General features: G+C 40.3%; 20 protein-coding genes and 1 pseudogene. 7 read left to right on the forward strand and 14 right to left on the reverse strand.

All coding sequences use genetic code 11. From position 1 onward, the window contains the following. Positions 1 to 37: 37 nt before the first annotated feature. From treP to CFT42_RS06445, 6 genes are all read right to left on the reverse strand, one after another. The gene (gene treP / locus CFT42_RS06420; RefSeq protein ID WP_088815746.1) at positions 38 to 1,495 is read right to left on the reverse strand and encodes a PTS system trehalose-specific EIIBC component; all 1,458 of its coding nucleotides are present in this window, start codon (positions 1,493 to 1,495) and stop codon (positions 38 to 40) included. A 171-nt stretch (positions 1,496 to 1,666) separates the two neighbouring features. After that, positions 1,667 to 2,365 carry a trehalose operon repressor gene (treR, locus tag CFT42_RS06425; RefSeq protein ID WP_088809805.1) on the reverse strand — a complete coding sequence of 233 codons (699 nt, stop codon included), beginning with the start codon at positions 2,363 to 2,365 and terminating at the stop codon, positions 1,667 to 1,669. A gap of 59 nt (positions 2,366 to 2,424) precedes the next feature. Beyond that, positions 2,425 to 3,714: a hemolysin family protein gene (locus tag CFT42_RS06430; RefSeq protein WP_088815747.1), complete on the reverse strand. Its 1,290-nt coding sequence runs from the start codon at positions 3,712 to 3,714 to the stop codon at positions 2,425 to 2,427. A gap of 47 nt (positions 3,715 to 3,761) precedes the next feature. Next, a complete protein-coding gene (locus CFT42_RS06435) occupies positions 3,762 to 4,526 on the reverse strand; it encodes a TIGR01457 family HAD-type hydrolase (RefSeq protein ID WP_088815748.1) in 765 nt (254 codons plus the stop codon). Positions 4,527 to 4,541: 15 nt separating this feature from the next. Continuing rightward, a complete protein-coding gene (locus CFT42_RS06440; protein WP_369821464.1) occupies positions 4,542 to 4,853 on the reverse strand; it encodes a YutD family protein in 312 nt (103 codons plus the stop codon). Next, complete coding sequence (locus CFT42_RS06445) at positions 4,814 to 6,190, reverse strand: bifunctional metallophosphatase/5'-nucleotidase (protein ID WP_088815749.1); 1,377 nt, start codon at positions 6,188 to 6,190, stop codon at positions 4,814 to 4,816. The genes CFT42_RS06440 and CFT42_RS06445 overlap by 40 nt, the downstream gene beginning before the upstream one ends. 135 nt (positions 6,191 to 6,325) lie before the next feature. Here CFT42_RS06445 and CFT42_RS06450 point away from each other — a divergent pair, with 135 nt between their 5' ends. Then, positions 6,326 to 7,162, forward strand: coding sequence for a sulfite exporter TauE/SafE family protein (locus CFT42_RS06450; RefSeq protein ID WP_088809800.1), 837 nt, complete (start codon positions 6,326 to 6,328; stop codon positions 7,160 to 7,162). 30 nt (positions 7,163 to 7,192) lie between these two features. Then, complete coding sequence (locus tag CFT42_RS06455; RefSeq protein WP_088809846.1) at positions 7,193 to 7,534, forward strand: DUF1634 domain-containing protein; 342 nt, start codon at positions 7,193 to 7,195, stop codon at positions 7,532 to 7,534. A 40-nt stretch (positions 7,535 to 7,574) separates the two neighbouring features. On the opposite strand, the gene CFT42_RS06460 is transcribed toward CFT42_RS06455, so the two are convergent. From CFT42_RS06460 to CFT42_RS06470, 3 genes are read right to left on the reverse strand one after another with little or no spacing between them, the layout of a single operon-like run. Then, complete coding sequence (locus CFT42_RS06460; protein ID WP_088809799.1) at positions 7,575 to 8,207, reverse strand: DUF5105 domain-containing protein; 633 nt, start codon at positions 8,205 to 8,207, stop codon at positions 7,575 to 7,577. 9 nt (positions 8,208 to 8,216) lie between these two features. Then, positions 8,217 to 8,753: a hypothetical protein gene (locus CFT42_RS06465; protein WP_088809798.1), complete on the reverse strand. Its 537-nt coding sequence runs from the start codon at positions 8,751 to 8,753 to the stop codon at positions 8,217 to 8,219. Between the two features lie 59 nt (positions 8,754 to 8,812). Continuing rightward, positions 8,813 to 9,634, reverse strand: coding sequence for a YusW family protein (locus CFT42_RS06470; RefSeq protein WP_088809797.1), 822 nt, complete (start codon positions 9,632 to 9,634; stop codon positions 8,813 to 8,815). A gap of 215 nt (positions 9,635 to 9,849) precedes the next feature. On the opposite strand from CFT42_RS06470, the gene CFT42_RS06475 reads away from it, so the two are divergent. Genes CFT42_RS06475 through CFT42_RS06485 form a run of 3 tightly spaced genes read left to right on the forward strand, consistent with a single transcriptional unit; the run spans position 9,850 to position 11,736 of the window. Further along, on the forward strand, positions 9,850 to 10,179 hold the full coding sequence (locus CFT42_RS06475) for a PadR family transcriptional regulator (protein ID WP_088809796.1): 330 nt from the start codon (positions 9,850 to 9,852) through the stop codon (positions 10,177 to 10,179). Beyond that, positions 10,172 to 10,654, forward strand: a complete 483-nt coding sequence (locus CFT42_RS06480) for a DUF1700 domain-containing protein (RefSeq protein WP_088809795.1) — start codon at positions 10,172 to 10,174, stop codon at positions 10,652 to 10,654. Before CFT42_RS06475 ends, CFT42_RS06480 begins: the two co-directional genes overlap by 8 nt. After that, positions 10,651 to 11,736: a DUF4097 family beta strand repeat-containing protein gene (locus CFT42_RS06485; protein WP_088809794.1), complete on the forward strand. Its 1,086-nt coding sequence runs from the start codon at positions 10,651 to 10,653 to the stop codon at positions 11,734 to 11,736. Before CFT42_RS06480 ends, CFT42_RS06485 begins: the two co-directional genes overlap by 4 nt. A gap of 62 nt (positions 11,737 to 11,798) precedes the next feature. On the opposite strand, the gene CFT42_RS06490 is transcribed toward CFT42_RS06485, so the two are convergent. From CFT42_RS06490 to CFT42_RS06505, 4 genes and pseudogenes are all read right to left on the reverse strand, one after another. Beyond that, entirely contained in the window at positions 11,799 to 12,641 is an 843-nt protein-coding gene (locus tag CFT42_RS06490) for a DUF72 domain-containing protein (protein ID WP_088815801.1), read from the reverse strand. Between the two features lie 108 nt (positions 12,642 to 12,749). Beyond that, positions 12,750 to 13,508, reverse strand: coding sequence for a tyrosine-protein phosphatase (locus CFT42_RS06495; RefSeq protein WP_088809793.1), 759 nt, complete (start codon positions 13,506 to 13,508; stop codon positions 12,750 to 12,752). A gap of 21 nt (positions 13,509 to 13,529) precedes the next feature. Next, positions 13,530 to 14,463, reverse strand: a pseudogene (locus CFT42_RS06500) (ribose-phosphate diphosphokinase). 133 nt (positions 14,464 to 14,596) lie between these two features. Further along, positions 14,597 to 14,821 (reverse strand): DUF896 domain-containing protein, encoded by a 225-nt coding sequence (locus tag CFT42_RS06505; RefSeq protein WP_088809791.1) that lies wholly within the window; start codon positions 14,819 to 14,821, stop codon positions 14,597 to 14,599. 154 nt (positions 14,822 to 14,975) lie between these two features. Between CFT42_RS06505 and CFT42_RS06510 the strand changes: the two genes are divergently transcribed. After that, positions 14,976 to 15,941: a cation diffusion facilitator family transporter gene (locus CFT42_RS06510; protein WP_088815750.1), complete on the forward strand. Its 966-nt coding sequence runs from the start codon at positions 14,976 to 14,978 to the stop codon at positions 15,939 to 15,941. A gap of 41 nt (positions 15,942 to 15,982) precedes the next feature. Here CFT42_RS06510 and CFT42_RS06515 read toward each other — a convergent pair whose 3' ends face one another. Further along, on the reverse strand, positions 15,983 to 17,005 hold the full coding sequence (locus CFT42_RS06515) for an SDR family oxidoreductase (RefSeq protein WP_088809789.1): 1,023 nt from the start codon (positions 17,003 to 17,005) through the stop codon (positions 15,983 to 15,985). A 109-nt stretch (positions 17,006 to 17,114) separates the two neighbouring features. Here CFT42_RS06515 and CFT42_RS06520 point away from each other — a divergent pair, with 109 nt between their 5' ends. Further along, positions 17,115 to 17,546, forward strand: a complete 432-nt coding sequence (locus tag CFT42_RS06520; protein ID WP_088809788.1) for a MerR family transcriptional regulator — start codon at positions 17,115 to 17,117, stop codon at positions 17,544 to 17,546. Positions 17,547 to 17,548: the final 2 nt, after the last annotated feature.

Genomic DNA, 17,548 nt, shown 5'->3' on the forward strand with positions numbered 1-17,548 from the left:
TCTCTTCAATCAAATGCCTTTTGGTATTTTATCTGTTCTACATACCGAAATCTGTATCCTCTGGCGTTATTATTTCTTGTCCGCCAGCTTTTTTCACTGCCATTTTATGGAATACAAAAGTTAGCGTCATCGGCACCGCAATCGCTACAACCATTGCAATGGCGAACGGTAACCAATCTTGCGGTTGAATGGATAGAATTCCTGGCAATCCGCCGACACCGATAGCATTAGCCATTACACCGCTGACAGTGGATACAACGGCGGCACAAGCAGATCCAATAATCGCAGCATAAAACGGATAACGGAATTTCAAGTTGACTCCGTACATGGCTGGTTCAGTTACGCCAAGCCAAGCTGAGATAGTTGAAGATGTTGTGACTGATCTCGTTTTCGAATCTTTGTATAAGAAGTAGCATGCAAAAGCGGCAGCACCTTGCGCAATATTGCTTAAAGCAATCATCGGCCAAATCATTGTTCCACCAAGATTAGCAATCAACTGTAAATCAACTGCAATAAAGGTATGATGTAATCCCGTAATCACAAGCGGCGCATATGCTAGACCAAAGATAATCGCTCCAATGAAGCTGAACGACCCTGTCAACAACCATTCAAAGAAGAAGGCAATGCCGTTCCCTACTTCTCGTGAGATTGGTCCAATAATCGTATAGGATAATACTAACGTAACTAATAAAACTGTAATTGGAATAATGACCATTTTTAAAGCATCGTGGATATATTTGTTTAAAAACGTTTCCATTTTGGCAAGGACAAGACCGCCAATTAAAGCTGGTAGCACTTGTGCTTGGTAGCCCACTTTTTGAATCTCAAACCAGCCGAAATCCCAAACGGGTACTTCACCTGCTGCATTAGCTGCTGCATAGTCGTAAGCATTCAGCAATTGCGGGGATACTAACATAATTCCGAGCGTAATTCCAAGTACTGGTGTTCCACCGAATTTTTTCACAGTAGACCAACAAATCGCGACCGGGAGGAAATGGAAAATTGCTTCCCCGGGAACCCACAAGAATGCATTCAGCGAATCCACCCATGGATACATTTGTGCTAACGTTAAACCGCCATCAAATTTGATTTCACCAATGATATTGCGCAATCCTAAAATTAAACCGCCTGCTAATAAGATTGGAATAATTGGTACAAAAATTTCTGCCAGGTTAGCAATTAGGCGTTGCACGATATTTTGATGTTGTAAAGCGTCTTGTTTTACTTCTTCCTTACTTACTTTTTCAACACCGCTAACTTCCGCAAAATCTTTATAAAAGTCAGCAACTGCATTTCCGATAATGACTTGAAACTGTCCTGCACTCGTAAAAGTTCCCTTCACGTCGTCAAGCGTCTCAATTTTTGCTACATCAGCCTTGCTTTCATCTTTTAAAACAAATCGAAGTCGTGTCACACAATGCGTTAATGACACAATATTCTCTTTTCCGCCAACATAATCAAGCAACAGCTCAGCTTGTTCCGTATATTTCCCCATACTTTACCCTCCTAAATTGAAAGCCTTTACATAATACTATAACTTGTTCGAACATGATTGTCAACATGTTTAAACAAGTTTGCGTGGAAAATAATTTTAGGCATAAATAAAATAAGCATATATTCAGTAAAAGCCCGTTTATAATAGGGAATGATTACTGAATGTATGCTTTTAACGCCGGGCAATGTCGGTAAAAACAAAGCGGTCCGGGCGATGTCTTGACTGAGTATATTCAAATAATACGCCGTTTTGTAAGTAAACAAAGTTATGGACAACCGCAACTAGATCAAAATCAAGCATATCAAGATGTTCATAATCATCAGCTGTTGCCCGTTCAATCACAATATTTTTTTTGGCAATACCAATTTCAATCGCCAACTCTTTTTCTATAAATGTATAAATCGATTTTTGAGCAATTTCTGGGGTTAATCCCGGTATGAGCTCCCGCGCAAAATAATTCACATCAAGAATAATCCGTTCATTTTGGAGCGAACGTACTCGCTTAATATGCGTTAATACAGTATTAGGCGCAAAGCCGCTCTTGTTTGCCAACTGCTCATCAGCAATCATATGTTCAAACAAGGCTACATCAGTTTGGAAGTTTTCCTTCGTGCGCACCATAACTTCTTGAAAGCTTTCAAGACCGTTAATGGCAAACTCAAAAGAACGATTTTCCAGCACAAAAACACCCTTGCCTTTCTTGCTCACGACTAAACCATCACTAATTAACGAATCGATTGCTCGGCGAATCGTATTTCGACTTACACCATACTTTTCAGTCAATTGGCTTTCAGAAGGCAGCTGTTGCTGATATTCATTATTTATAATTTTAGTTTTTAAATCCTCATAGATTTGATAATATTTGTTCATGTTGCAAAGCACCACCTAAACCGTATTTTATCATACATCGCGAATTGTTGAAATCAAATTTAGTTGGCAGATTTCCGTATTTCCACCTGCCGAACGGAGTTTTTGTTCATCGCTAAAATGGTAAATTGCCAGCCAGATTCTTCTACGACATCGCCGCTATCCAAATTGAAATTTTGTAAAAACAGCCAGCCGGATAACGTGTGCACGCCTTGCCCGACAAGTTCGATTCCTAAAACTTCCTCTACGCTAACAAGCGGTTCCGAGCCTTCCACAACAAAATGGTTTTTTGCAAGTCGGCGAATCCCTTTCGGATTTTTCGCTTCCTCCATATCGCCGACAATAATTTCCATCACGTCTTCAAGTGTCACAATGCCCGAAGTCCCGCCGTACTCATCTGTCAAAACAGCGAAATCCGCCGCACGCTCCTGCATTTTCACAAGCAATTCTTCGAGCATAATACCTTCAAACATTTCAAGCGCTTCTGTTATAAAGGGGCGAATTGATTTTCCTAGGATATTCTGGTCTTCTCCAAGCCCTGCCATGACACCGCTCACTTGAAGGATACCGACAATTTTATCTTTGTTGTTTTCTTCGGTGACTGGAAAAATGTGATACGTATGTTGGGCGGTCAATTTTAGTAAGTCAAGAACTGTAGCCGTTTCGTCAATCGTAGCGACTTTCAGGCGGGGGATCATAATTTCATTTGCGGGGACGTCCGCAAGTTTGAAAATATTTTTCATATATTTGAATTCTTGCTGATTTAAAAGTCCTTGGCGGTAGCTATCTTCGAAAATAATCTTTAACTCAGTTGGCGTCATTTGCTCACTATTCGCTTGATTTTTAGCCCCAAAAGGTTTTGTAATGAGGTTGGCGGAGCGATTTAGTAGCCAGTTTAGCGGGAAAGTTAACTTATACCAATATACGAGCGGACGCGCGATAAGGAGCGCCACTTTTTCTGTGCTTTGAATGGTCAGCGTTTTCGGTGCTAGTTCACCTAGAACGACATTGAAAAATGTGATGAGAATGAACGAGACAAAAATGGAGATGGGGCCTTCGAGCGAACTCGGCAGCGGCAACCATTCAAATACTGGCGCAAGGAATTTTTGCATAGTCTCTTCGCCAATCCAGCCCATTGCAAGTGCTGCTAGTGTATTGCCAAGCTGGCAAGCCGCCAAATAATCGTTCATATTTTGCGTCACGCGTGCAACGTATTTTGCGCGCTTATTGCCACTTTCGATAAGACTTATAACGGTTGGCCTGCGAATCGCGACAATGGCAAACTCAGATGCTACGAAAAATGCCGTTGCTACAATTAGAAATACAACAAAAAGGTCATTCAAAATATCCACGCTCACCCCTCCTTTTTCCCAAGTAAAAAAGCGTCACAAAAACGCTCTTAAAATTGCCACTCTGCTAAACTAGAAAGCGCATAAGTAGGCTGAATTTCCTTTTGTGCCAGCGCTTCTTTGGAAGTAAAACCTGTGTGGACAATAAGCGTGTCCATCTCCGCATGAATCCCCGCTAAAATGTCCGTTTCATAATTATCGCCAACCATAATCGCGGCGTCCTTCGTTACGCCAAGCCGCGCGAGCGCTTGATTCATAATAATTCGCTCGGGCTTTCCGATGATTGTGGGCGCCGTTTCACTCGCAACCGATACCATCGCCGTAATCGAGCCGTTTCCAGGGAAAAGTCCACGTTCAGTCGGAATTGCCGCATCGGCATTCGTCGAAATAAACCGCGCCCCGCCGCGAATCGCAAGCACTGCCGTCGCCACTTTTTCGTACGTCAAGCTCGTGTCCATGCCCACAACGACAAACGCCGGGTTCTCCGTCTGCACCTCAAATCCCGCATCAAACAATGCCGTTTCAAGCCCTTTTTCTCCTATGAAGAAAACGCTTCGTTCATCGGTTTGTTGCGTCATAAATGCGGCTGTCGCCTGCGCCGAAGTAAAAACATCCTCTGGTGTGGCTGGAATTCCCATTTCATTCAAGCGTTCGCTCACCTGTTCAGGCGTTTTCGTTGAATTATTCGTCACAAATAAATGTGGAATATTTTTTTCATTCAACGTTTTAACGAACGGAATCGCATCTGGAATCACCGCTCCGCCGCGATACATCGTTCCATCTAAATCAATTAAATACGCATCGTATGGTTTCAAACTAAAAACGCCTTTCTATTTCTTAACTTTTTTCAAAACAAAGTATGCACAGCCAAAATTACAGTATTCGTATAAATATTCTTTTAGCGTGCTAATTTTATTGTCGTAAGTAGATTTGCGATTGTTATCTTCAAAAAAACCTTTTAGACGCAGTTGGTCGTAACCATAGTCACCAACGATATAATCATAGCGAAGTAAAATATCGCTAAAGCGTTCCATTAGTTTTTCTTCATCGAAACATTCACGGTAATTCGTTAGCAGTTCATATTCTTGTTTTTCTATTGTAATCATTCTTTTTCCTCCCCGTACAGTTTTTTTAGCTGCCATGTTAAAATATCACGGAGTAATTCCGGTGTATATACTTCTTTTTTCTTTACTTGTTTAATAATCGGGAAAAATGGTGCGTAAACGAACGTATCATGGGTCACAATTCGGTAGTTCCGACTAGGGTCAATGGGTTTTCCGTCCCAGAGTGGCGCGCTAGAAGTGGGGTCAAAGCCCATGCGTTTCATTAAAACGGCACCGAAAATTTCGCCGCGAAAGCCAAATCCTTTTAAGGGGAATTCTCTAAGCTCGTCTTGTTTACGGACGATTTCCTGAATTAAAACTTCAAGCTCTTGCCCTGAAAGCGTCACCGCAATTAAATTCAGCGGATGCGGTAAGAGTTGGTGGATGTCAAACGCGGTTACGTCACCTTTTTCAAGGTCCGACATATAAATTCCGGCATTCGTTAAAAAGGTATCCGCCCCGCTAAAAGCGCAAGCTGCCTCGTAGAATACCTCTGCGATTTTTGACTCTCCAAACCAATTATGCTCTAACTTTTCAGGGAGTGCAACCACTTTTTTAGAAAGCATATTTTTTCCTTTTTCAAAAAAGGCGGCAATTTGCGCCTCCTCATCATTTGGCGCGGGGAGCGTCTCCGTTTTGTATACTGTAGCTGTTTTCCCTAAAACCGCGTTTTCATCACTGAAGGTCACGGTCACTTCTCCAACATATTCGCCCCATCTGCCGCACGCGGCAAGTAGCGTCGAGCCAATTGTTTTCCCGTTTTCAAGAAGATGATGCGTATGGCTTCCTAAAATCACGTCAATTTCGGGAATTTCCACTGCGATTTGTTCATCGGACGGCAACCCAAGGTGCGAAAGCAAAATGATGAAGTCAGTATCTGCATCAAGCGCCGCAATTTGTTCGCGGATACACTGGATTGGTTCTCTAATGCCCCAGCCAAGCGATTCATAATACTCGCTAAACGCCGCCGTCACACCAATAACCGCCATTTTAATCCCGTTAACTTCCTTATAAATAAAAGGCAACGCCCAGTCCACTCGCTTTGTTCTTGCCACGTCGCTATATACATTCGCACATACGACCGGAAAATTAGCATTATCATAAAGCGTTGAAAGCTGTTCATGGGACAATGTTGTACCTTCATTATTTCCAATTGTCACCGCATCATACGCTAATTCATTTAGCAATTCCACATTCGCTTTTCCCGCGCTGCCTTCTGTTAACGGATGAACGCGGTCCAAAAAATCACCAATGTCAAACAAAAGGCTGTCGCTCGCATTTTCTTCCTTTTTTTCAGCCAAAAAGGTTTTGATTCGCGGCCAATTTTCCAAGTGACTATGGATATCGTTCGTATGCCAAATTTGGAGTTTTTTCATAGCATCATCCCCTTTTTCTCCCTCTATTGTAGCTTAAAATCCTGTTTTTGACACGCAACTCCGCTCCCGCTCTTTTCATTTTACTTTTTTTGGCGTATGATAAAAAGATGATGACTAACAGAAAGAAGTGAACTTATGGACACGCAAACGATGATGATACTGATTATCGCCATTTTTGCCGGAATACTCGGGTCAATTCTCGGGCTTGGCGGTGGAATTATTATTACACCTGCGCTAACGCTCATTTTTGGCATCGACATTCAGTATGCAATCGGCGCAAGCATTATTTCCGTCATCGCGACCAGCAGTGGCTCCGCGATTGCTTACATAAAAGATCACATCACAAATCTCCGCGTCGGCATGTTTTTAGAAATCGCCACCACAATCGGCGCAATAACCGGGGCCTTCGTTGGCGGACTGCTATCCGCAACCGCGCTCTATATTATTTTCGGTCTACTCCTCCTTTATTCCAGCTATAATATGTTTAAAAAAGTAGGTTCCGAATTTCCTGTCAACGTAGAAAAAGATTCTATCGCTACCAAATTGAAACTCCACGATAGTTATTACGACAAGGCGCTTCGAAAAGAAATTCCGTACAATGTTGCAAACGTAAAAGCAGGGTTTGGCGTCATGTACGGAGCCGGCGTCGCAAGCGGCTTACTTGGAATCGGCAGTGGTGCGTTTAAAGTCATGGCACTCGACGTCTTCATGAAAATGCCGCTTAAAGTGTCCAGTGCAACGAGCAACCTTATGATGGGCGTGACCGCTGCCGCAAGCGCGACCGTATACTTATTCAAGGGCGACATCGATCCAACCATTGCGGCCCCAGTTGCCATCGGCGTTTTAATCGGCGCCACAATTGGAACGCGCGTTATGCAACGCCTAAAAAGCAAAGTCATTCGCATCGTTTTCATCCCAGTGCTTTTATACGTTGCTATCCAAATGATTCTTGAAGGATTGGGGTGGATTTAATTGGCGAGCGATAAACAAAAAGAAGAAGAAATGTATCACGTTGAAATTATCGTCGGCGGACTGCTTCGCATCGGTGTTTTAGTCAGCGCAGCAATTATAATTTTAGGCCTCGGTCTTTACATGGTCACTGGCGAAAGCGGCTATCCTGGGTCAACCTATCCAACATCATTCACAGCGATTTTTTCTGGACTTGCCGCATTAAAACCATTTGCGATTATGATGTTTGGACTGCTCTGCCTGATTTTCACGCCCGTATTTCGCGTTATCGTTTCCCTCTTTACTTTTTTAAAAGAAAAAGATTATTTATATGTTGGCATTACCGGTATTGTCCTTTTCATCTTGTTAATCAGCTTTTTAATTGGTAAAGGATAAAAAAATGAGATTTCCGCGTTTTAGGAAATCTCATTTTTATTTATAATCCAAATGCTTCATAAATATTTTTGAAGAAGATGTCTTCATTAACAATCTGCCATTTTTCTTTATCATCAGGATTTTGCTCCAGTTCAAGTTTAACTGTTACCGCCTTTTCTTCAGCAGGGCTTTCTAAGTACATCGTTTCAAGCGACTTATAACTCACTTCGTTAATCACCGCATTCAACTCTTCTTCCGAACTATCTGCCGTAATTTTCTGTTCTGTTTGATTAATCAATTTTTCGATTTCTTTATTGACAGTCCCACTATCCGTGTCTAGCCCTTTTACAGCAATCATCAAAGTCGCCTTTTCACTGCTTTCATCTTCAACTTTAATCGAATAGGAACTCACCTTTTCTAAATGTTTTTGTACCTCTTGCTGAAAGTCCTCCAGCTCTGACTTCGACTTATCTGGAAATTGTTCTTGAATAGATGATACAAATGTATTTTGATTTTCTTTAATCATACTTGCATCATCAATTCCAAAAATCGCTTTTAATTCAGGCGTCGATTCCTCATAAATATAACTTTGTATGAGTGCATCACCAGCTTTTTTAGCATCTTCTGGTTGTTTGCATCCTGCAAGCACGAGGAAAATGGCACCCAAAATCACTAAAAAGAAATATTTCTTCATTTTATTCTCCTAACGATGGCTTTGATTATATTTTTTCTTTTCTTCAATAATGCGTTGACGCTCTGCATCCGAAAGATTAGGATCGCTTAATTGATTTCCATATTCACGATTTTTCTCCCCAATTTCTCTTCCACTTTGGCTCGCACCTGTAGTCGCATCTGGCTGTTCGCTTTGCGTACTTGAAGACGATTTAGACTCAGCACTCTTTTCTGTTCCTGACTGGCTTTCTTGACCATTTGAAGTTGCAGCTTGTTTAGACTGTTCCGCTTGTTTTGCTGCTGCCTCCTCACGAGCTTCTTGCTCTTTCTTCGCTGCTGCAGCTTTCTCAGTAGCCACTTTTTTCTCTTCCACTTTTTTCACATGTGTTGTATCCACTTTTACTTTTACTTTCGCGCGAATCGCAGCAATTTTTTTCTGAATCGCAACCTCTTGCACTTTATTGAAAGTTGATGGCGCAGTTGCTTTAGCTGAGGGCTGAAATAAAATGGATAGCATTACGAGGAAGCAAACCATACAAACTGCTTTCACATATTTTTTTTGTAACATGTTCTACTCTCCTTTTATATCATGCAAAATGGAGCCCGAATAAACGGGACTCCACAGAATTATTTAACTTTAAATTCAAATTTTGCATTGTTAGTTTGTTTGACTTCATACTCGAATTTTTCAAAGTCTTTTTTAAGATTTAATTTAGATGTTACATGATTAATGATTTGTGTTTTATTTTTGTTTTGGAAATCGAAGCCGTTAAAGATTTTTTCGATAGCAACTTGTGCATCTTTACCTTTTAATTTTTGACCAGTGAATTCATTTTTGTATTCCGCTTCCACTTTACCATTACTTTTCACTTCGTAATCAATTTCAACATCTTTCTTTTTATACTCAATTTCAACTTCTAAATCTTTAATTTTTAAAGCAGTTGCTTTTGTTGTATCTTTATCAGGAGTTGGTGTTGCAGCTTCCTCTTCTTTTTCAGGAGTTGGGGCTGGTGTTGGAACTACTGTAGCCGTTGAATATGTTCCAAAGTTCACTTGCGTTGTCCAGTTGTTAGCCACATAAATGACTTTAAGACCTACTTTTTCTCCTTTAGAAATCGAAGTTAGAATACCTTTTAATTGGTTAGCGTAGCTTATAGAAGATGCTCTTGAAGCAATTACTTTCGCTTGAGCTTTCGTGAAGCCAGCATTTTCCCAAGTTTTAGCTACTTTAAATTGGTTGTAAACTTTTGTGATATTCGCTGTTGTAAGTTTGATACCTGTAATTTTTTCTACATCAGCTTTACTAAATTCAACAACTTTCTTATACGCATCTTGATAAACAATTTTCCCCGGTACTGTCGCTGCTTCGGATACTGTTGGAGCTAGCGTTGCTACACCTATCGTTAAGGCTAGCCCTGTGATTGCTGTTACTTTTACAAATTTGTTCATGTCTCATTTCTCCTTTGTCCTATAAATTATGTAGTATTGTTTTATTTATACTAGCTAAACTTAGTATATACACTACCCTTTTATTCGTCAAGCTTTTTCTACTATTTTTTTTATAGTAGTGAATATTCATTTGTACAAAACCGTTGAAAATGCTATACTTAGAGATGTTCTTAACTAATATAAAAAAGTGAATAGCGAATGTAGGAGGAAAGAAAATGCGCTCATCCGCACAATTTAAAAAAGGAGTTCTCGATATTTGTGTCCTTTACTTATTACAAAAGACAGATCGTTATGGGTACGATTTGACGCAACAAGTAAATAGTTATATTCCAATTACCGAGGGAGCTCTTTATCCATCACTAAGACGACTTGTAAAAGAGGGCTATTGTTCTACCTATTTGCAAGAATCCCCTAACGGACCGTCTCGAAAATATTATCATATTACGAACACAGGTCGAATTTACTTAGAAGATATGCTCGAAGAATGGGATGAGTTCGTCACAAGTTTTAACCAACTACGAAAGGAAGCGGATATCAATGACTAAACATCAATTCCTTAAAGAATTAGATAAAGCATTTTCTGGCTTACCTAAAGAAGAAAAAGAAGAACTTATTCAATATTACGAAGAATACTTAGATAACGCACGCTTAGAAGGAAAAACGGAAGCTGAAATCTTAGAAGAACTAGGGAAACCTAGTCAAATTGCTGAAGCTTATTTGGAAGCGAATAGCGTTGTCCCACTCGAGCAAAAAGCTTATGAGCAACTTGCTTTAAAAGGCTTTTGGAAAAGATTCTTCATTCAATTTCTCTTTATAGGTGGGCTTCTCTTACTTGGAATCATTTGTTTAAGTAGTTTTGTCAGCATTTTTCTCTTACTTGCAGATATCATCTTCTTTAGACAAATCATTCTGTTCCAAATCTTTATTTTATTATTCGCAATCGGCGTTTTATATATAACAATTCTTGGCATCAGACAATTGTGGTTCATTTACACAACACGAAGAGGGCGGTTTTTATGAAAAAACATGTTTGGGTTAGTAGTATCTTTTTAATTGTTGGCGGCATCGGGATTTTGTTCTGCCTATTCACGCAAAATTTTCAAGATAGCGGCAAAAATTATACGAATAACTGGCAATTTACCAATGAAGAATTTGCTAATTTAGACCTTTCTAGCGAGAAAAATGTGGCAATCAACATTGAAGAAGCCGATGTCGAAAAGCCCACCGTTACTATTTCCGGCAAGCTTTCGAATCGGGAAATTCAAGATTTAAAACCAACTTCTTCAAAAAACAGTACGGAAATTAAGATTGGGACTTTTCGGACGTGGCTAGAGCGCTGGCACCTTCCCGCATATGGCACGCAAAAAGTGCGCGTTAAAGTTCCGAAAGATTATTCTTTTAAAACCCTTTCGGCAAAATTAAACAACGGTAATGTCCACATCAATGAATTAACGGGCGAAGGTCTTTCGATTCGGCTTAGCAATGGGGATTTTGTAGGAGAGCAAAGTGCCTTTAAAAACGCAAAAATCACAACCAATTCGGCTGGAACTGATTTGACGAACTGGACAGGAAATATCGCGTTAGTTTCTAGTTCCGGCAATCAAATTGTTAAGGATTCCACTGGTGACTTTTCGCTTCACAATTCGGATGGCATGTCACAAGTTCACAGGCAAAAAGCGGAAAAAGGTGAAATTGACAATACTTCCGGTAAAGTGATTACTACACGCATCAAGTCTGGCCTCCTTACGATTGATTCTCAAAATGGAACAAACATCATTGAACAGCTCGAAGGAAAACTATTTTTAACTTCTTTAAACGGAAAAAGTATTTTAAGAGCTAATTACGGCGAGCAAATTGTGGAGAGTAAAAACGGTGATATTATTGTGGAGGAAAATGCGGTTAGCGGAAATATGAATATTAAGAGTGAAAATGGGCTAATCAAAATGACGCTTTCAAATGATTATCATCAAGAGAAATTCCAAATTGTTGCGCCGCATGGCCAAGTGACATCTGATTTTTTATGGCAGGACAATGCAAAAAACGCTACGGTGAAAATTCAAACTTTGCGCGGTGAAGTAAAAGTTTTAGAGGGCGATGCATAAAATTTAAAAACAACACGTGCAATCAGATTAAACGGAAGCGGACTTTGTCCACTTCCGTTTTTTTATTCTGAAAATAGGTCCATTTGCATTGGCGCTAGACCAGTGTATTCGATTTTCATTTTTTCTTGTAAATGCTTGGCGTTATCTGCTGCATCACCGCCACTGTTATTATTGAAAATGACAACAACCTCGCCTGATTCTTTTTGTAAATGTGATACATATTTCGCCCATTCAGAAATTTCTTCCTCGTTATAACGATAGAGCGTTCGTACCTCTCGCCACTCTGGGCTGTTCGCTTTCATCCAACCATATTGGTTTCGACCGTGTAAGCGAACTAAAGTTACATCCTTATTCGTTCCGCGTAGCACGATAGGGACACTGCCCGAACCAACTTGCGGCTCATCCACTACGACATGAATCAAATTCAATTCTTTTAAAAAAGCGAGCGTTTTTTCTTTATTCGCTTCGCTGTACCAACTTGCATTTCTAAACTCAACGGCAACAGGTAAATCTCCCATTTGTTTGGCTAAATGGCGTAAATAAGCCACATTTTCCCTTGTGCAATTAAAGTACGGCGGAAACTGGCATAACACGGCTTTTAATTTTCCACCTTCACTTATTGGTGCGATGGCATCCATGAAACGACGATACATTTCAATTTCCGAATCAAAATAATCTTGCCATTTTTTATGCGTTGTCATGGCGCTAAAAGCCTTGACGACAAAGAAAAATTGTTCTGGCGTATCATTTACCCAATTCGCTGTCGTACGTGGTGACGGAATGGCATAAAAGCTAGTATCAATCTCAACAAGCGGAAAATGCGCCGCATAATCGACTAATTTATGTTTATTGGAAAGATTTAAAGAGTCATGGTCACTAAACCCCGTCAAACCAATCGTTATCATCTGCATCCCAACCCTTCTCGTCATTTTATTTTATTATACCGCAAAGCACAAAAAAACAGAATGCATGTGCATTCTGTCAGCATGTCATTCATGCGCAGGCAAGAACTATCAAAAGAAGAAAAATCGTTTCTTTAGCTCAATTGGATCATAAGGATTGAATACTTTATCATTCAAGAGCGCTTTCGCGTTATTTAAAAAGTAATTGCTTTTTTCTCGACCCTCTATTCGACGAAGTTTTTGGAGCCCATCTCGCATATCCAGCGAACGTCCCGCATATGAATGCGCATCTGTTGCAATAAAGTGCACGAGATTAGCTTTTATCAACTGGTCGCTCAGCTTCTTAATACTTTTATCTATCGCTCCCATATAAGAACCCCACGTTAACTGCGCAAACGCCCCCGCATCAACCAGCTCATACAAACTTTCTAAATCACGCATGACCTCCCGATTTCTCTCGGGATGCGCAATAATTGGTATATAGCCTTTCATTTGTAAATTAAAAAACAACTCTTGGGTGAAAAGGGGGATGGAGTCTGTCGGGAATTCGATTAGGATATACTTCGTTCCGCCAAGCGTTAGCACCGAACCGTCTGATAGCCCTTCAAGCATTTCACCGTGAATGCGGACTTCCTGACCTGGGTGAACGGTTAGCGGGATTCGCTCCGCAAAAAGAATCTCATTGAACGCTTCCACTTGCGCCTTGACTGCATCGCCTGGATTAACAAATTTTCCTTTTAGATGATGGGGCGTTGCAATTATGTCATTGAAACCTTGTTCTACAGCTTGCCTAGCCATTTCCAAGCTCACTTCTATACGTTTAGGGCCATCATCAATTCCATGTAATATATGGCAATGAATGTCTATCATCTTACGCCAACTCCTTTTAATCTAAAAAAGCGGATGAAGCGAGCGATTTTCTTGCACGCCTGAAATCGCCCTTGCTAATATCTCACCAATTGTAATCAATGTCATTTTATCTTGCCATTTTTCTTCTGGAATATCAATGGCTTCTGTTAACACAAGTTCTTGTATCGGCGAACTAGCAAGCCGTTCTGCTGCGTCTCCTGCTAAAACAGCATGAGTGGCACAAGTTACAACTCCTGTAGCGCCATTTTCAAGCAATTTTTCAGCGGAAGTAGTTGCTCGATATCCGGTATCAATAATGTCGTCTACGACAATGGCAAGCTTGCCGGCTACATCGCCGATTATACTTGAAATTTCACGTTCGTCTGGACGCGGTTTTCGGTTTAAAATCGCGATTGGCGCATTCATTTTGTCGGCCACTCGGCGAGCACGAACAACTCCGCTGTGGTCTGGCGCCACAATCACCACATCGTCGTTTCCATATTTTTCAACCAAATGCGCGGTTAAAAGTGGTACAGCCGAAATGTGATCGATTGGGATATTGAAGAAACCTTGGATTTGTGCAGCATGTAAGTCAACTGAAATAAGTCTTGTTGCACCAGCCTGTTGCAGTAAATTAGCGATTAATTTGGCCGTTATCGGCTCTCTGCTTCGTGCTTTTCTGTCCTGCCTAGCATAAGGATAATAGGGCATAATAACGGTTATCGAATGCGCTGAAGCACGTTTTAATGCATCAATCATAATAAGCATTTCTATAAGGCGTTCATTTACATTGCTATTCGCCGACTGGAGTACATAACAATTGGTTCCGCGAACGCTTTCTCATGTTGATTTTAACTTCGCCATCACTAAATTTTTGCAACTCAATCTCACAAAGCGGCACGCCTAGTGCTTTTGAAACTTTAACCGCAAGCGGCCGTTCATTTGTTACAGAAAAAAGCCTCATTTCATTTGACATTCTTATCCCCTTCCAGCAAACTAATTTGACACTTAATATTATATAAAACAAGTTGAGTTGTCGCAACCATATTCATTTAATATAGAAAAAGGCATACCCGTTCTATGATAAATCGGTATGCCCTTTGCTTCATTTATTTTTTTAAATCCGCTTTAATTTCTTTTAATCGATTCGGTGTTACATCGTCGCCTAATGGATCTACAATGGTCACATGATGTAAATTATCTTGAAGCGTCCCGCGAATCATTTGGCAATATTCTTTGCGAAGTTCTGCTTGATGCGCTTTTTCAGCTGCCGTAAGCCCTTCGCTTTTTTGTTTTGCCCCGTAATGATTGATTTTTGCTAATAATTCTTTCATGTGATCCCTCCTCTAACTGGTTACCCTTAGTAAGTAACTAACAAAATAATAACACATTGGTCAAAAATAGTCAAATCGTATTTGTTTTGCTATTATCGCACCATGTTTCATGCTAAAATAATGAAAGACAACTTATCCGAAAGAAGGAGACAATTTGAAAGAATTTTTTCAGCTATTAAAACACGGAAATAAATCGGCACTGATGGCGGCAATTGTAAATGCAGTCGTTTCACTCGTAAAAGGCATAACTTATATGTTTACTGGCAATGTGGCGATGTTCGCTGAAACGCTACATAGTTTAGGCGATGCTGCCAACCAGCTTTTTGTTTTCACAGGATCTGCTCTTAGTAAAAAACGCCCGACGAAACGCTTTCCAAAAGGCTTTGGCCGTGTCGTCAATTTAGTTTTACTCGGCGCTGTCCTTGTCGTTGGCATCATGGCGTACGAAACCATTAAAGAAGGCATCACCCATATAATCCACCCCAGTGAATCGACTGGTTTTTTAATCAACCTAATTGTTTTACTTACTTGTACGCTTTTAGAAGCGACTGTCCTCGTGAAGGCGATGCGCGAAATTACGCATGAGACGGGCGTTCAAGCGAAAGGATTCAAACTTTTCCCTGCTGCGATGAAAAATTTAAAGTCAGCAAAAGCCGCTACTAAGCTTGTTTTTATGGAAGATTCTGTTGCAACTGGCGGTGGGCTTTTGGCTGCCCTTGCTGTTGTGATTTCCCATTATACACCATTCCATCAAGCAGAAGGAATTGCTTCGATTTTAATTGGCCTAATGATGTTTATCGTGGTTGGCGAAGTGTTCCTAGACAACGCTGCTGGTGCGATTGGAGAGTCCGACGAAGGCATGCACCTCCAAATTGGGCAGCTTATTATGACCGACCCTGATGTGAAAGATATCCAAGTTTTAACTGTTTTAAAAGAGGGAGATTCTTTCCATGTCGATGCTGAGGTTGAACTTGACTCCTCGCTCACGCTTGCTGAAATCGACCAAATTCGCGAACGTATTGAAGATTCTGTCGCCACCATTCCACACGTAGCCGACGTTATGATTACGTTTGATGAAGTGGATTCCGTTATGGACTGGGAATTCGGCGACGGAAGATAAAACTAAGAACGGAAAATCAACAAACTGATTTTCCGTTCTTTTTAAATTAAATTGTATTTTTTCAAACTATCTATTGCCGAAAGAACGGCCTCTTCCTTCGTTGCAAGTTGCTCCCAACCTAAGACTTCTTTCGCCTTGGCATTACTGATTTTCCGGTTCATCTCTAAAAGTAACAACCCTTCTTTCGCTTGACGGTTAAACCTCGCACCAATTTTTATGAACCAATTAGGAATGGTTCTTGTCGTTACTTTGTCTGCTAACTCTGGTCGTGCTTTTTTTAGTAGTTTAGCTATTTCTAGCATGGAAATTTCTCCGTCTGCCGAAGCAATAAACCGTTGCATTGCCGCATCTTTCGTTGTCATAGCACGAATATGCATGCTAGCCACATCACGAACATCTACCACATTAAGCGGTATATTGGGAACTTTTTTTACTTTTGGGTCTAGTAGCATTTTAAGCAAACCAAAACTCCCCGAGACGTGACTATCTAACGCAGGTCCAAAAACGGCTACCGGATTAATTGTCACTAGTTCTAAATTCGGATTCTCATTAGCAAACTCCCAAGCTGCTTTTTCTGCCAAAAGCTTAGATTTTTCATAAATTGAAAGCCCTGCCTCATGTTCGTTCGTCCAATTTTCTTCTGTAGTTGTCGAATTTAAATCCTTATTACTAAAACCTACAGCTCCGAAATTAGATGTCATTACAACACGTCTTACACCTGATTTATGTGCAGCCTTTAAAATACGTAAGACTCCTTCAATCGCTGGCCGAATTGCCTCCTCTTCATTTTTAGGTATATCGAAAAAAACAGGCGATGCAACACTTAGTACATATTCACAATCTTTCATATTGTCTTCCCAGTTTTTGTCGCTAGTTAAATCAGCTTCAACAAATTCAAGCGTGTCCACACCCACACCATGCTCTAGCAAAGTATCTAAAACTCTTTCTTTACTATTAAGATTGCGAACAGTGGTTTTTACATTATATCCTTGCTGCAATAATTGTAAAATAATTTGCATACTCATAAAACCTGTTCCACCAGTTACTAAAACTTTATTTTTCATGCCAATTCCTCCAAATATCATCTTTATTTACTAAAATAACTTTTTAAGCTATTATTAGAATAAACCCTAGACCATAGTCTAGAGCAAGCGTTTATTTTTAGGAGGAACTATGACTTATACAATTAAAGAAGTCTCTGAAATGTTTAATTTAAGTATCTATACAATTCGTTACTATGATAAACAAGGATTACTGCCATTTGTTTCAAAAAATAAATCTGGCTACCGAGAGTTTACGGAATCGGACTTACAGTTCATCCACACAATTTGTTGTCTAAAAGCGACTGGAATGTCAATCAAAGATATTCGGACTTACATTTCATACTGTATGGTCGGAACTGAATCGATTGCTTCGCGAAAAAAATTACTTTCTGATCATCGTGATAAAGTTTTAGAAGAAATAGCACTATTACAACAAAATTTAAAGGGTGTTGAGCAAAAATTGGATGTTTACAGCTCCCCAATGGCCGCCGAAATTATTGAAGCACAGCGCAATTTTGTCCGAAGCGAAAAGGAAAAAGCAGCTCTTTTTAACCCCTACTAAAA

The organism is Listeria goaensis (genome assembly GCF_900186125.1).
GTDB classification, from domain to species: domain Bacteria; phylum Bacillota; class Bacilli; order Lactobacillales; family Listeriaceae; genus Listeria; species Listeria goaensis.